This window comes from Nocardia sp. CA-151230 (assembly GCF_050942175.1).
In the GTDB taxonomy this organism is placed as follows: Bacteria; Actinomycetota; Actinomycetes; order Mycobacteriales; family Mycobacteriaceae; genus Nocardia.
In genome coordinates, this window is record NZ_CP192061.1 from 1,804,504 (window position 1) to 1,820,035 (window position 15,532).

The window sequence follows — 15,532 nt, forward strand, 5'->3', positions numbered from 1 at the left end:
ACTGTGCGCATTCTGCTCGGCGTGCCGGTGGGGACCGGCATGCGAAACTGGCCCGCGCGGTGAGACTTTCACCCCGGACCCTACACCTTGTCCTGCTGTTCGTGGCAGCCATCACGCTCGTGCTGCCGACCGGCATCGGCTGGGCGAATCCGGGTGTCACCCAGCCCGTTCCGCTCACCACCGTCTCCGTCCCGGCGCCGCAGGAGCGCGCACCGGTGAAAGTTCCTCCCACCACGGTGAATCCGCCACCGGTCACCACCCAGCCGCCGGGCAACGACTGCACCTACACCGATTGCACCGGCACCCACGACGGCCCGCCCAACCACGGCAACGGCAAGACGAATCCCGGCGGCCAGTGCGGCGACTCGTGCGACAGCGGCGGCGGCACCGGTTGCGGCCGGACCACCTGCACCCAGCCGCAGTACTGCCCGGACGGTTCGGTGAAACCCGCCAGCGGGGTGTGTCCCTCGGCTCAGCCCCAGTACTGTCCGGATGGCTCGCTCGAGCCTGCGAGTGGAGTCTGTCCCTCGGCCCAGCCGCGGTATTGCCCGGATGGTTCGGTGAAGCCTGCGAGCGGGGTCTGTCCGTCGGCCCAGCCGCAGTACTGCCCGGATGGTTCGGTGAAGCCTGCGAGTGGCGTGTGCCCGTCGGCGCAGCCACAGTACTGTCCCGACGGTTCGGTGAAACCCTCCAGTGGGGTGTGCCCGTCTGCGCAGGCGCAGTATTGCCCGGATGGTTCGGTAAAACCCGCGAGCGGAGTCTGTCCGTCCGCGCAGCCGCAGTACTGCCCGGACGGTTCGGTGAAACCCGCCAGTGGGGTGTGCCCGTCGGCACAGCCGCAGTATTGCCCGGACGGTTCGGTCAAGCCCGCGAACGGGACTTGCGTCACTGCCGTCATACCTCCTGGCACCACGCCGGGCGGGAATCAGCCGCAGCCGCAACCCAATCCGGTGCCGACCACGCCGGTGCTGACGACCGCCGCGCCGCCGCCGACCACCACCGCGCCGGTTCCGCCGAGTTCGGAAGCCAAGCCGCCCGCCTCGACCACTCCCGTTCCCGCCCAGACCTCCGGACTTTCCCTCGAGCCGCCCGCGGTGGCGCCCGGGGCGCCGGTGCAGGCCAGCGGCGCCGGCTGCGATCCAGGTGCGGCCGTGAAGCTGTCGATCGGCGGGACCACCGCCGCCGACACCACGGCTCGGGCCGACGGCGGCTTCGAGGCCACCCTCGCCACCGGCGGCACCGATATCGGCCAGCACGAGGTGACCGCCGAGTGCGGGCGAAAGCTGGCCGCGCCCTTGGACATCGTGCTGGTCAGCCAGGTCGGCGGCGGCGCGGCGACGATGACGGTGCTGCTGTTCTTCCTGCTCGTCGGCGGGTGGTTCTACGGCCACCGCCTGATCTCCCATCTCCCGGCACGGAGGCCCCGATGACCAGTGGTACGCCCGCGCCGCACCAGGTGCAGCCGCCCAGCTTGCCGGAATTCCGGTGCGCGAGTGACCGATGCGTCCGGTGGGAACTCGATACCGGCTGGGACGACGGCCGGCAGGCCGCCGAGCGACACGCCGAACCTGTTGGCGGCGAGAGTGAATCGCACAGGTCCGGACCGGTCACTCGTGCCCGCGGCTACCGGGCGATCGGCGGGACCGTGGTCGGCGCCCTGCTCATGGTCGCGCTCGTGGTCGCGGCGGTCGTCTTCGTGGCCGGACCCGCTCGCGCCGCCGCCGGGGTGAGCGCGACCGCGACCCTCGACGGCCGGGCCATTGCCGGTGCCGATGCGGGGAATCCGGTGCGCCTGGATCCGAAGCGGGTGGCGCAGGTCGTCGTCGAGGTGACCAATGGGACCGCGAATCCGGTATCGGTCCGGCGGGTCGATCTCGCCGGGCACGTGCTCGGCCTGAACTTCTATTCGTATTCCACGACAGTCGAATTGACGGTCGCGGCGGGCAAGACCGAGAAGCTCACGTACCGGTTGGATCCGGCCGGGCTGGACGGGCAGGCGACCGGGCTCATCGGCTCCGACCTCACGCTCATCGGCGCGGACGGCAAGCCGCTCACCGCGGTGCACACCGTCGTCGATGTGCGCGGTTCGCTCGCATCGGTGTACGGGCTGTTCGGAATCATCATCGCGGTCCTGACCGCGCTGGCCATTGTCGACGCGGCCCTGACCGTTGCGCGCCACCGCCTCTCGGTCAATCGCTGGCAGCGCGGCCTGCGCCTGCTCGCGCCCGGTCTCGGCATCGGCCTGATGATCGGGTTCACCGGTTCGGTGGCGCGCTGGTGGGTTCCCGGCACCGCCCTGTGGCTCGCCCTGGCGGGTGCCACCGCCGCCCTGTTCTTCGTGGCCGGGTACCTCTCGCCAACCCCGCGGCAGTCCGACGATCTCGGCCTCGACCCCGAAGATCTCGCCGCCGCGAAGGAACTCGATGCCAATGCCGCCGCGGCAGGCCCCAATCCGCCCTATGGCGGCACCTTCCGCGACCTCGGTGCGGTGGGAATCCCGGGCGGCACCTACCCGGACCTGGATATGCGTGCTCAATCAGACTCCGGCGCAACGGAGTTCGTGCCGTATCACCCGGCCGGCGGGCGGGGTCCGGGCGAGGCTGCGACACAGGTCGGCGCCGGTGGGGCCCCGGGCGCGATGCGGGTCTTCGGCGGACCCGCTTCCGGCCCGATTCCCGGCGGCTATCCGAGCGGTGAGACGACCCGGATCGCGGGTCCGGGAATCGGGGGCGGCAGGTATCCGGGCGGTGGGCCGCTGGCGTCGGCCATGCAGCCCGACACCGCTGAAAGTGCTACTGCGGCAACGGATTCGCCGGGATCGGGGAGTCTGCCCGGGACGCAGGCCGGAACCGGTCCCCATGCCACGGGGTCGGTCGGGCTGCCGACGGTCAGCGGACCGGGCGGCGAAGGATTCCGGTATTCGGCCGCGGGCGTCGATGATTCGACGGTCGGATATCCCGGCGGGGTGCAGCGGCCGCGGTCCGGGGCCGGGCTCGGGGAGACGACGATCGGGCGGGATCCCAGCGGTGGAAAGGACAATCCGGGACCGGGAGGCCAGGCGGATCCGGGGGACGAGCCGACACTGCGCAGCGGGCCCGGCGGACCGGGCTTCCGACCGGGGGGTGCGGGACGATGAGCGTGGCGAATACCGGCAACGCCGAGCTGGCCCGGGTGCGGGCGGCGCTGCCGGGGTACGAGGTCGGCGGGCAGATCGGGCGCGGCGGCTGCGGGGTGGTGCTGGCCGGCGTGCATCGCGGCTTGCACCGGCGGGTCGCCATCAAGCAGATTCCGCCCCAGTTCGCCGGCGATATGCAGGTGCGGCGGCGGTTCGTCGACGAGGCGCGGATGATGGCGGGACTCGACCACCCGCACGTGGTGCCGGTCTACGACTACATCGAGCACGACGACCTGTGCTTGCTGGTGCTGGAGTACCTGCCCGGCGGTACCGTCGAGAACCGTTTCATCACAGCGGGATTCGAGGCGACCGCAGCGGTGGCGGTGGCGCTGTCGTGCGCGGCCGGGCTCGACGCCGCGCATCGCAGCGGCATCCTGCATCGGGATGTGAAGCCGTCCAACCTCATGTTCGCGGCCAATGGCGCGCTCAAGCTGACGGATTTCGGGATCGCCAAGATCGTCGGCGGCGCGGACACGCTGGTGACGCGGGCGGGCGAGATCATCGGCACGCCCTCCTATATCGCGCCGGAACAGATACGCGGCCAAGGGCTTTCGCCCGCGACGGACGTCTATGCCCTGGCCACGATGCTCTACCAGCTGCTCTCCGGCGTGCTGCCCTTCCCGCCCGGCCCCGACGCCCTGTCCCTGCTGTTCGCCCACGCCTACGGCGACCCGATCCCCCTGACCGAGGTGGCCCCGTTCGTCCCCCAGCCCATCGCCGAGGCGGTCATGCGCGGCCTGGCCTCCGACCCCGCCGACCGCTACGACACCGCCGAAACCTTCGGCGTCGCCATCGCCGAGCCCGCCGCCTACTTCTGGGGCGCGAATTGGCTCACCCCCGTGGGTATCCCGGTCATCGGTGCGGACACCATCGTGGCCGCCGCCACCGGCAGCGCCCGCGGCCCGCGCACCCCCGGTCCCTTCACTCCGCAGACCCCACCTCCGAGACCCGGCCTGCACGATCCCTACACCCCGCCGCCCGGCGCGATGGCCCCGCCGCCCGGCGCGGTGACCCTCGACAGCGGCTCCGGGCCGATAACGCCTCCGCCGCAACCGATTCGCCCGCATCACCCGCCGAACGCGCCCACCGCCGATTCGGTGTCGCGGGAAGAGCTTCGCCGCACACCCGGCGGGTCCGCCACACCGTACGGATCGCCCTCGAGCCCGAGCACGGGGCAGGGTAGCGCTGCGCCGCCACTCGCCGACCCCCGCTCGGAACCGACACGGCGAGCCGACCGAGGCGTGCCAGGACCCGCCTCGCACGGCGGGCCCGCTGCGCCCCGGGGACAGGGTGGAGCCGGGATGCCCGCCGGACACGGGTTGGGCAGTGGCCCAGCCGGATTCGCGCACGGAAGCGGCTCTCGACCGGGCAGAGGCTCCGGACCGGGTCGAGCCTCCTCGCCGAGCGGAGGTCCCTGGCCGGGCGGAGGTTTCGGGCCGGGGGCGACTGCGACGATGGAGCGGATTCGGCCGCGCGAGCCGATTCGGCGTGGTGGGGCGCGGCCGGCGGAGGTGGATCGGGCGGAGCTGGTGCCGGTGCAGCGGGTGGTCACGCTGCCGTCGCCTCGGGTGCCGTTGCTGGCGGCGGCGTTGGTGGTGGTGGTGACCGGGGTGGCTGCGGTGTTCGGGGTGGGTGAGCCGGGGCGGAATGTGCCGCCTGCGGGGATGATTCGGATCGGCGGGGTGGATCCCGCGTCGGGGGTTGTAGATCTCGATCTGTCCAAGCCGGTGCCGATCTCTGTCAGCGGGGCGGACGCGGATGAGGCGAAGCTGTCGGTGGATGTGCTGGGTGTGCGGGCGGGGGGACAGGGCGCGGCTTTGCCCGGTGGGTCGGGGGAGTTGTCCGCGCCGGTGAACCAGTACGTGCTCGCGGGCCGGCTGACCGGTGAATTGTCGCTGTCCCGTGCGGGTTCCGAGACCGCCATCTATCGGTTCGGGGTGCGGACGCGGCAGCGGGCCACGACCACCGCGACGGCCGTCGGAATCCTGCTGCTCCTACTTTTCGCCGCCGCGTACGCCGAATCGAACGCCCGCACGCTGCGGCGCGGCAGTGCCCGCTTCGCCGCGACCGTCGGGCTGGCCATCAGTACAGGACTGCTCGGGATCGCGGCGGCCGGGGCGGCGTGGGTACTGCTCGGCCGCGAACCCACCCTGCCCGGCGTGGTCGTGTGCGCCGCAGGCGGTGTCGCGGCCGGACTGGCTCTGGCCGTCGGCTGCCGTCGGGTCGGCAAGCGGAACCGCTATCTGCGGGTGCAACTGCTGCGGGAGCGCGCCTGACCTCGAGGCAGCGCGACGGTAATGGTGAACCGGGATTCCGGCGATATACGCACGAGCGCAGCGAGATCGACGACTGCGCCGGGGAAGGGGCGGGAACATGGCGGGGCGGCCGGTCATCGAAATCCGGGAGTGGGGACGGCCTGCGCGGCGGCGCCTGCTGGACGGGCCCATCGTCTTCGGGCGCGACGGCAGTCACGAGGTGCTGGCCGACGGCGGGGTCTCGCGGCAGCACCTGCGGCTGGTGCCCACCCCGACGGCCCTGTCCGTGGTCGACCTGGGCAGCCGCAACGGCACCACCGTCAACGGCGTGGCCCTGATCGGTCGGCGGGAACTCGTCACAGGTGACGTGGTGCGCCTGGGCCGCAGCGAGATCCTGGTGCTGCACACCCCGACCGGCGAACCGGACGAGCACGACCCCTCGGAGACCGTGCTCGGGCCGTCGGGCGCGATACCCCGCCCGCCCGGCGGCGAGCCGACGCCCGCGCGCTGGGTGGCCCTCGCCAACCGGATCCTCGGCCTCGACCCGACCGGCGAGCGAAACCTGTTCCCCGCCTTCACCGAACTGCCGAGCCGGATACCGCTGCCGGTCTGGCAGACGGTGCGCTTCCTGAGCATCACCGCCTACCTGGCGCTCATCGTCACGCTGTTCGTGCGGCCCGCGGGCGGGCTGTTCGTCTTCTTCAAGATCGTCGTCCCGCTGCTGCCCGGACTGTTCCTCCTCGCACCGGGCCTGTGGCGCAACACCTGTCCGCTGGCCGCCACCAATCAGCTGCCGCGGCTGTTCCGCTTCACCCGCGCGCTCACGCCGCCGGCGTGGCTACAGCAGCGCGGCTATCTGATCGCGGTCGCCCTGTTCTTCGGCATCGCCGGATCGCGCCTCGCGGGCCTGGATCGCAGCGGCATCGCCACGGGCCTCGTGCTGTCCGCGGTTCTGCTGGCCGCATTCACCGGGGGTGTCGTGTTCAAGGGCAAGAGCGGCTGGTGCAGCAGCATCTGCCCGCTGTTCCCGCTGCAGCGCGCCTACGGGCAGACGCCGTTCGTCACCATCGCCAACAATCACTGCCGCCCGTGCGTGGGCTGCGCCAAGAACTGCTTCGACTTCAAGCCGCGCGCCGCCTACCAGGCCGATATGGCCGATCCGGATCGTGGCTGGAGCGCACCGCGCAAACTGTTCGCCGCCGCACTGCCCGGATTCGTGCTCGGGTTCATGGTGCTGGCCGGATATCCGGGAGTGCCGGTGCCGCAACGGTATCTGGCGCTCGGCCTCGCCCTGCTGGTCGCGGTGGGCGTGTACTTCGCCGTCGAGGCGCTGACCGGCGTGAGCCCGGCCATGCTGTCGGCGGTGTACGCGGTGGTGGCCCTCAACGGCTTCTACTGGTTCGCGGGACCGGTGCTGCTCGGCTCGTTCACCACGCTCACCGGTGTCGGTGGTGTGGCCTGGTTGCGCTGGCCGATCAGCTTTTTCGTGCTGGCGGCGACCCTGCTGTTCCTGGCCCGCACCCGGGTCAGCGAGCTCCAGTACGCGCTGAGCACCGGCGCCCGCACCGAACTCGTCCTGCTGCCCTTCCCACGCCCGCGCACCGGCGACGGCAATGCCGCGACCCCGGCGGCCGCGGTGGACTTCGACGGCCTGACCGTGGCTGCCGAACTCGGCGTGAGCCTGCTCGACCTCGCCGAGAAGGCGAATCTGCCACTGGAGTCGGGCTGCCGCATGGGCGTGTGCGGAGCGGATCCGGTCGCCGTCCTCGAGGGCGGCGAGAAGCTCTGCGAACCAACGGGCGATGAACGGAACACCCTGCGCCGGTTGGGATTCGCCGACAACACCCGGATGGCCTGCTGCGCGCGGGTGAACGCCGGCGGCGTCCGGGTCTCGCTCACCCCCGAGCCCGGGCGCGGCACTGGCGACCGCCCCGTCCGCTTCGACCGCTCCCTGATGAGCCTGGTCGTCATCGGCACCGGCATCGCGGGCGTCACCGCCGCCGACTTCCTGCGCCGCGGCCACCCCGACTGCGAAATCCACCTGGTCGGCCGGGAATCCCACGATTTCTACAACCGCATGGGCATCTCCCGCCTGATACCCGGCCGGTCCGCCATGCAGGGCCTGCACCTGCTGCCCGAACAGTGGTACGAGGACCACCGCATCACGCCGTGGCTCAATACCCTTGCCACACATCTGGATCCGCGGTCGCAGCGGGTCCACCTCGGCACCGGCGATGTCCTACCCTACGACCGACTCATCCTCGCGACGGGTGCGTCCGCTGCGCTGCCCGAGATCGCCGGACTGCACCGGCCCGGCAGCTTCGTGCTCCGCGAGGCGGGAGACGCCATGACCATCCGTGCCTACGCCCAGCAGCGGTCCTGCGTCCGCGCCGTGGTCGCGGGCGGCGGTCTGCTCGGTCTCGAGGCCGCATATGCCCTGCACCAGTTGGGATTACGGGTCACCGTGCTGGAACGCGGGCCGCGGCTGCTCGGCAAGCAGCTCGATCCGCGGGCGTCGGCCATCGTGCTGGACCACTTCACCCGGGCCGGGATCGAGGTCCGGCACCGGGCCGAGACCGCCGCGCTGACAGCCGATTCCAGAGCGGTCGCACCCGGCAGTCCGCGCGGGCCCGGCCGGGACTCCGATCCGGTCCGGTCCGTGGTTCTGAAGGACGGGACGGTCCTGCCGTGCGAGGTATTCCTCACCGCCACCGGCATCCGGCCCAATACCGACCTGGCCGCCCGCGCCGGAATCCCGGTCCGGCGGGGCATTCTCGTGGACGACCGCATGCGCACCTCCGCGCCGCATGTGTACGCGGCCGGAGACGTGGCCGAACATCGCGAGCGCGTGCTCGGCCTGTGGCCCATCGCCGCCGAACAGGCGCAGGCCGCAGCGGTGAATGCGCTCGGCGGCGATCAGGTGCTGACGGCGGAGACGCCCGCCACCATCCTCAAGGGAGTCGGCTTGGAGCTGTTCAGCATCGGGCAGGTCGAGCCGGGACAGCGCGACGAGGTGATCGTGGTGGACGAATCACCCCGGCGTTCCTATCGGCGCCTGGTCATATCCGGTGACCGCGCTGTCGGGGCGATCGTGCTCGGCCATCACCCCACCGATGTGGCCGCCGCCCAGCAGGCCGTCCGCGCCCGGAAGGCGATACCCGGGGCCGCCCGGCACGCCCTGCAGCGAGGCGACTGGTCCGCAATGCAGTAGCGCGGGATGTCGTCTGCGCAGTAGCCACCTGGTCGGCACTGCGACCTACTGGGCCGCCTGCGCCGTGCGATAGGTGAGAACCCGCTCGCCGATACGCAGACTCCACCCCGCCTTCAACTCCGTCGGCCGCTGCCCCACCCGAACCCAGTCCGCCGCACCGGGAGCCGCCACGAAGGTCCCGCCCGGCGTCCCCGCATCCCGCACGTACACCAGGCCGTTCTCGACGAAAACCCGCGCGTGCACCCGAGACACGTGCCGATCCCGCGCGATCACGATGGGCGAGGCCACCGCCCGCCGCACCGCCTCGTCGATCATCGGATCCCGCCCGATCACATACGGCCGATCCAGTGGATACACCGCGCCCTCGGTACTGGTGAGCGCCCCGCCCGCGGCGGCCATGGCAGAGGTCGCGGGCGGCTGCGGCCCGGCGGCGCGGGTTCCGGGCTCACCGATGTCTTCGGCGCCCGGGCTGTACGCCGCCGTCGGCGGTTGATCCTCCGGGGCTGGGCGATCCTTTCGCCTGGCCGGAGGGCCGGAATCGGGTCCGGAGTCGGCCTGTGCCTCGATCCGCACCCGCTTGTCGAGCGCCGGCGCGGGCTGATCAGAACCGGAGTCACCCGCGAGCCGCGAACCCGGCGCCGGAGTCGTGGCGGCATTGCGGGGATTCACGGGTTCGGCCGCGGGTTCCGGCGGAATCGGGGAAACCTGCGGCGGGGTCTCACCGGTGTGCGGGGCGGTCAGTCCCGAGACCGGGGCGTGCAGGACGAAACCGCCGCCCACCACGACTCCGGCCCGCAGATCGGTGTGTGGCAGTTCGTTGCCCGCGCCGTCGGCGACCACGGTGAGCCGCCGGATCGGAGCGCGCACGATTTCGTCGGCCCAGGTCATGGCGCGTTCCCCGGACAGCAGGCGGGCGCCCTCGGGCCCGTCGACCGCGGCCGTCACCGCGCCGCGCAGCAGGATCAGGATCCCGCCCGCGGTCGGCGCGACCACCCCGAAGGCCGGTGGCTGGGTGGAACTGCTGGTGAACACCGTCGCCGCCAGCCGCTGCGCGATCGCCACACCGGGATCCGCGGCGCTCGCCGCGGTCTCCACCGCACCGATAATCCGTTCCGTGGACGGACTTTCACCGTGCAGGAAAATGACCACATTCCCGAACCGCGCGACCAGTCCTGCCCCGGGTACCAACCCGACCGTCGTCGGAATCCGACCCATCCGCGCCTCCCTCTCCCGGCGCTCACAACATCGCAGCCAAGCATAGGACCGTTCCGCGGCCCGGGCATACGACCGATCCGACGGGGCGCCCGGCGACACGCGTCCACCGGTTTGCGGGAATGCCGCCCATGGCCGGGATCCGGGCGCGAGGATCGAGGCATCGTGCCGGTGCATACGGCTCCGGCGTCACCGATGAGGACCGAACCATGAGGGGCACGATCATCAGGACCATCACCGCCGCCGCGATCGGCTGCGCCACGTTCGCGACCATCGCCGGACTGGCCGCGCCCGCCGGTGCGACCGCGACCCGGGTCGGCATCGACCCGGGAATCAGCTTCGGCTCGGCCACCAACTACGGCACCGGCTGCAGCTACGCCATCGACGGCATCGTGGACGACCCGGTCACCCCGGTCGTCTTCTACGACAACGGGGTTCCCTTCGCCTACGCCACTCCCTCCGGCGCGCTGGCCCAGACCCGGTGGACGCCCGTCACGGCCGGACCGCACCGCTTGCAGGTCTGGCAACACCGCCCCGACTGGCAGGACGTCTTCCCGTACGTCGATGTCCAGGTCGGCACCGGCCTGCCGACCGGCTCCGGCTGCGGCGTCGCCAACTAGAGACCGTCGGGTTCCGTCAACCAACCGCTATCCGGAGTGGTGAACCGACTGCCTTCCGTGTGGTGAACCAGCCGCCGTCCCGTGTTGTCGACCAGTCGATTTCCGGTGTCGTCGACTATTCGATGTCCGGCGTTGGAGACCAGCCGCTACTCGAAGGCCGCCTTTGCGGCGGGCTCGGCCGCCTGCCGATCCGCAGCGACGAGGCCGATGCGAGTCCGGCGGTCGAGCAGGTCGGCGGTGTCGAGAGCGCCCTCATGCGCGACGGCGAAAGCGAATTCGGCAGCGGTGACATCCATGCCGGGTGCCACCTCCGTCGTCAAGCTCGGATGCTGGTCGGCCAGCGCGAGCACGGTGGCCGCCTCGCTGCCGTAGCGCTCGACCAGACGCGGCGGGGCCTGGATGGCATCGCGGGCCGCGCCGGACACCGCGCCCACCAGGGGCAGGCTGCGGGTGCGGCACGGGGCGGCGGCCAGGTGCGCGTGTGCGACCGCGGCGTCCACGGCGTCCTCGGCCATCTTCCGGTAGGTCGTGAGCTTGCCGCCCACCACGGTGACGACGCCGGTGGGGGAGGTGAGCACGGCGTGCTCGCGCGAGATGTCGGCGGTGCTGTCGTCGCCGGTGCGGAGCAGCGGCCGCAGGCCCGCGAAGCTGCCACGAATATCGCTGCGGCGTAACGGCTCCCGCAGCACCGTGTTCACGGTGTCGAGCAGGAAGTCGATCTCGCCGTCGGTGGCGTGCGGGACGTCCGGCACCGGGCCCGGCGCCTCCTCGTCGGTGAGACCCAGATACACCCGGTTGTGCGCGGCCGGGAACGCGAAGACGAAACGACTGGTGCTGCCCGGAATCGGCACGGTCAGCGAGGCGGTGAGACCACCGAACGCGGTGGCGTCGAACACCAGGTGCGTGCCGCGCGAGGGCCGCAGTTCGATGCTCGGATCCACCTGATCGGCCCACACCCCGGTGGCGTTCACGACCGAACGCGCTGTCACCTCCAGGGTTTCACCGGTCAGGGTATCGGTGAGCGTGGCCCGATCGCCGGTGACCTGCGTGGCCTCGACCCGGGTGAGCACCGTCGCGCCCTCCCGGGCGGCCGTGCGGGCGATGGCCACCACCAGCCGCGCATCGTCCACCAGTTGCCCGTCCCAGGCCAGCAGTCCGCCTCGCAGCCCGGCCCGGCGCACCGTCGGAGCCAGCCGCAGCGCCTCGGCCGCCGCCACCCGCCGCGACCGCGGCAGCACCGACGCCGACGTCCCCGCCGTCCGGCGCAGTACGTCCCCGGCCAGGAAGCCGGTCCGCACCAGCAGCTTCTGTGCCGCACCGATATTCGGCAGCAGCGGCACCACCTGCGGCAGCGCCCGGGTCAGATGCGGCGCGGTGCGGGTGAGCAGGATGTCACGCTCGACCGCGCTCTCGTGCGCGATCCCGACCCCGCCGCTGGCCAGATACCGCAGTCCGCCGTGCACCAGCTTGGAACTCCAGCGGCTGGTGCCGAACGCGAAGTCGTGCTTCTCCACCAGCACCGTCCGCAACCCGCGCGCGGCGGCGTCCAGCGCCACACCCACACCGGTGATGCCGCCACCGATCACCAGCACGTCGATGGTCGCGTCGTCACCGAGTGCCGACAGCTCTCGCCGCCGCCGTGCCGCGTTGAGCGACGAGTCGGGCCGAGCCGTATTCGAAGTCATGGGAGGGCCTTTCGATCAGTGCCGCTGTCGGTTGTCGAGAATGTGGAGCTACTCGGTGCCCTGCGAGGTGCCGGTGGGGGCCAGGTAGCCGTGCAGGGCGTGGGCGAGTTCGGTGTCGAGGCGGTCGCCGTCCAGAACCGGGGCGAAGGCGGTCGCCGACTGGACCGCGGACTGGGCCATCAGCAGCAGCATGGCGGCCAGCTGCCCGGGATCCCCGGCGCGAATCGAGTTGTCGGCCTGACCTTCTCGGATGGCGCCGGCGAACAGGTCGATGAGGGCGCGCTGATTGCGGCCCAGCCGCTCGAACACGTAGGTCAGCATGATGTCGGTGTCGGCGCGGAAGATCTTGGCGAACAGGGGATTCCGGCGCATCACCGCGCCGCCGCCGACGATGGCCCCGACCAGCCGCTCGCGCGCGCTGCCCGTGCTGGGCGCGGTGTCGGTGATGATCTCACGCAGTTCCCGCACCAGCAGGTCCGCCACCAGGGACCCGGTGTCGGGCCAGCGCCGGTACACCGTCGGTCGGCTGACGCCCGCGCGGCGGGCCACCTCGGTCAGGGTGGTGCGCCGGACGCCGAATTCGGCCACGCAGGCGCGTGCCGCGTCGAGGATGGCCCGATCGACGGCGGAGGATGGTTCGGTCGAACTCATGGTTGCCACCACCGGAGAGTAGTTGTCGTTACTGCTTGACATTCTATGTCAGACTGTAACGCATGGTCGACACACAAGCAGCTGCCGCGTCCACGGAAAACCCGGGCGAGCCGCAGGTTCGCGCGAGTATGGTGTGGGACGCCTGGGGCTCCCCGTCCGGACACAAACCACTGTCCGAGCAGATTCGGGGACTGCTCGCACAGGTTTTCGGGGTGTCCGGTGAGCCGGTGACCCGTCGCGATGAGGGCGACGTGCCGCTGCGCGCCTCGGCGCTGACGCCGGAACAGCACGCCGGGCTCGTCGCGGTGGTCGGAACCGAGCACCTGTCGATCGACCATCGCGACCGCCTGGTGCACGCCGGCGGCAAATCCACTCCCGACCTGTTGCGCCGCCGCGCCGACGGCGAGCAGGACGCGCCCGACGCCGTCGTCTTTCCCGCCGATCACGACCAGGTCCTCGCGCTGCTGAAGTACTGCTCCGCCAAGGGAATCGCGGTTGTGCCCTTCGGTGGCGGCACCAGCGTGGTCGGCGGCCTGGATCCCGCGCGCGGTGGCTTTCCGGCCGTCGTCGCCCTCGACCTGCGCCGCCTCGACACTCTCACCGACGTCGATCCGGTCAGCGGCACCGCCACCCTGGGCGCGGGCCTGTCCGGCCCGCAGGCCGAGGAACTGCTTGCCCGCCACGGCCTTTCGCTCGGACATTTCCCGCAGAGCTTCGAATACGCCACCATCGGCGGCTTCGCGGCCACCCGTTCCTCGGGCCAGGCCTCGGCCGGCTACGGCCGCTTCGACGACATGATCCAGCGGCTCCGGATCGCCACGCCCGCAGGCGATCTCGACCTCGGCCGCGCGCCCGCCTCGGCCGCCGGACCCGATCTGCGCGAACTGTTCTCCGGTTCGGAGGGCACCCTCGGCATCATCACCGGCGTCACCCTGCGCGTGCACCCGGTCCCGGAAACCACCGGCTACCAGGCCTGGTCGTTCCCCGACTTCGCCACCGGCGCCAACGCGCTGCGCACCGTCATCCAGGCCGGCGCCGCCCCCACCGTCATGCGCCTGTCCGACGAGGCCGAGACCGGCCTGAACCTGGCCCGCGCCGGGGACATCGGCGGTGCGCCCGTCGGCGGGTGCCTCGCGGTCACCACCTTCGAGGGCACGGCCGCGCACGTGGCCGCCCGCAGCGCCGAGGCCGCCGCCCTGCTGGCCGCCGCCGGCGGTACCGTGCTCGGCGAAACCCCCGCCCGGGAATGGGAACACGGCCGCTTCGCCGCCCCCTACCTGCGCGATGCGCTGCTGGACGTGGGCGTGCTCTGCGAGACCCTCGAAACCGCGACCAGCTGGGCCGATCTCGCCAACCTCAAGGCGAAGGTGACCGCGGCGCTGACCGATTCGCTCACCGCCCAGGGCACCCCCGCGCTGGTCATGTGCCACATCTCGCACACCTACCCGACCGGTGCGTCGCTGTACTTCACCGTCGTCGGCAAGCAGGCCGCGGACCCGATCGCGCAGTGGGCCGTCGCCAAGCGAGCGGCGGGCGACGCCATCGTGGCCGCGGGCGGCACCATCACCCACCACCACGCGGTGGGCGCCGACCATCGGCCGTGGATGACCGACGAGATCGGCGATCTGGGTGTGCAGGTGCTGCGCGCGGTGAAGAATGCCGTCGACCCCGCCGGAATCCTCAACCCTGGGAAGCTGATTCCGTGACAACGATCCGCTCCATCGCCCTGGTGACCAATCCGCTGTCCGGTCACGGCAAGGGCGCGCTGGTCGCCGTGGAGGCGGCCAACCGCTTCGCTGCCCACGGCGTCCAGGTCACCGAGATCCGCGGCGAGTCGGCCGCCGAGAGCGAACGGCTGGTGCGCAAGGCGCTGGCCGACCCGGACGCCCGCCCCGACGCCGTGGTGGCGGCGGGCGGCGACGGACTGGTCGGAGTGGTGCTGCAGGCCCTGGTCGGCACCGGCGTCCCCCTCGGCCTGATCCCCGGCGGCACCGGCAACGACCTCGCCCGCGAACTCGGTGTCCCCGACGACACCGATGCCGCGGTGGCCACGGTCGTGGGCGGGCGGACTCGCGCCATCGATCTGGGCACCGTGGAAACCGAGGAGTCGGGCCGCGCCCTCTGGTTCGCCACCGTCACCGGCACCGGCCTCGACGCGCGAGTCACCCTGCGCGCCAACGCTCTCCGCTGGCCCAACGGCCCGATGCGCTACACAGTCGCCGCCCTGCTCGAACTCGCGGGCAAGCTGGCCGTGCCCTATCGCATCGAACTGACCGGCTCACCCGACCATCCGGACGGCACCGTCCTGGAACTGGACGCGGTCATGGTCGCCGTCGGCAATACCCGCACCTACGGCGGCGGCATGCTCATCTGTCCCGACGCGCTCATCGACGACGGCCTGCTGGACCTGACCGTGGTCGGGGCCATGTCCCGGCTGGAGATGCTGCGCCTGCTCCCGACCCTGTCCTCCGGCAAGCGCATCGACCATCCCGCCGCGGTCCAGTACCAGGCCCGGGAGATCCGCCTGACCGCTCCCGGTGCGCCCGCCACCGCGGACGGCGACCCGGCCGGACTGCTCCCCGCGCACTTCCGCGCCGCCCGGGGCGCCCTGGACGTGCTGGTCCCCTGACGCTCGTCGTACCACCGGTCGATCCGGCAAAAGCGGTGCGCCCCATGTCTTTCGGCATGGGGCGCACCTGTTTTACGGGGTCGGAGGACGGTGG

Annotated in this window: 10 protein-coding genes; 7 read left to right on the top strand and 3 right to left on the bottom strand. The window is 71.8% G+C overall.

Annotated features, from left to right (window positions below):
- Positions 1-101: 101 nt before the first annotated feature.
- From ACQP1O_RS08025 to ACQP1O_RS08040, 4 genes are all read left to right on the top strand, one after another.
- A complete protein-coding gene (locus tag ACQP1O_RS08025; RefSeq protein WP_433565213.1) occupies positions 102-1,430 on the top strand; it encodes a hypothetical protein in 1,329 nt (442 codons plus the stop codon).
- A complete protein-coding gene (locus ACQP1O_RS08030) occupies positions 1,427-3,136 on the top strand; it encodes a hypothetical protein (protein ID WP_433565214.1) in 1,710 nt (569 codons plus the stop codon). The genes ACQP1O_RS08025 and ACQP1O_RS08030 overlap by 4 nt, the downstream gene beginning before the upstream one ends.
- Positions 3,133-5,451, top strand: coding sequence for a protein kinase domain-containing protein (locus ACQP1O_RS08035; RefSeq protein WP_433565215.1), 2,319 nt, complete (start codon positions 3,133-3,135; stop codon positions 5,449-5,451). The genes ACQP1O_RS08030 and ACQP1O_RS08035 overlap by 4 nt, the downstream gene beginning before the upstream one ends.
- Positions 5,452-5,548: 97 nt before the next feature.
- On the top strand, positions 5,549-8,641 hold the full coding sequence (locus ACQP1O_RS08040) for an FAD-dependent oxidoreductase (RefSeq protein WP_433565216.1): 3,093 nt from the start codon (positions 5,549-5,551) through the stop codon (positions 8,639-8,641).
- A 45-nt stretch (positions 8,642-8,686) separates the two neighbouring features.
- Here the strand turns inward: ACQP1O_RS08040 and ACQP1O_RS08045 are convergent, their stop codons facing one another.
- Positions 8,687-9,856 carry an FHA domain-containing protein gene (locus ACQP1O_RS08045; RefSeq protein ID WP_433565217.1) on the bottom strand — a complete coding sequence of 390 codons (1,170 nt, stop codon included), beginning with the start codon at positions 9,854-9,856 and terminating at the stop codon, positions 8,687-8,689.
- A gap of 206 nt (positions 9,857-10,062) precedes the next feature.
- Here ACQP1O_RS08045 and ACQP1O_RS08050 point away from each other — a divergent pair, with 206 nt between their 5' ends.
- Positions 10,063-10,473: a hypothetical protein gene (locus ACQP1O_RS08050; RefSeq protein WP_433565218.1), complete on the top strand. Its 411-nt coding sequence runs from the start codon at positions 10,063-10,065 to the stop codon at positions 10,471-10,473.
- A gap of 146 nt (positions 10,474-10,619) precedes the next feature.
- Here ACQP1O_RS08050 and ACQP1O_RS08055 read toward each other — a convergent pair whose 3' ends face one another.
- Entirely contained in the window at positions 10,620-12,158 is a 1,539-nt protein-coding gene (locus tag ACQP1O_RS08055) for a glycerol-3-phosphate dehydrogenase/oxidase (protein WP_433565219.1), read from the bottom strand.
- A 48-nt stretch (positions 12,159-12,206) separates the two neighbouring features.
- The gene (locus tag ACQP1O_RS08060; RefSeq protein ID WP_433565220.1) at positions 12,207-12,809 is read right to left on the bottom strand and encodes a TetR/AcrR family transcriptional regulator; all 603 of its coding nucleotides are present in this window, start codon (positions 12,807-12,809) and stop codon (positions 12,207-12,209) included.
- A gap of 128 nt (positions 12,810-12,937) precedes the next feature.
- Here ACQP1O_RS08060 and ACQP1O_RS08065 point away from each other — a divergent pair, with 128 nt between their 5' ends.
- Together ACQP1O_RS08065 and ACQP1O_RS08070 are read left to right on the top strand one after the other, a co-directional pair.
- Positions 12,938-14,515, top strand: a complete 1,578-nt coding sequence (locus ACQP1O_RS08065) for an FAD-binding oxidoreductase (protein WP_433567615.1) — start codon at positions 12,938-12,940, stop codon at positions 14,513-14,515.
- Positions 14,512-15,438 carry a diacylglycerol/lipid kinase family protein gene (locus tag ACQP1O_RS08070; RefSeq protein ID WP_433565221.1) on the top strand — a complete coding sequence of 309 codons (927 nt, stop codon included), beginning with the start codon at positions 14,512-14,514 and terminating at the stop codon, positions 15,436-15,438. The genes ACQP1O_RS08065 and ACQP1O_RS08070 overlap by 4 nt, the downstream gene beginning before the upstream one ends.
- Positions 15,439-15,532: the final 94 nt, after the last annotated feature.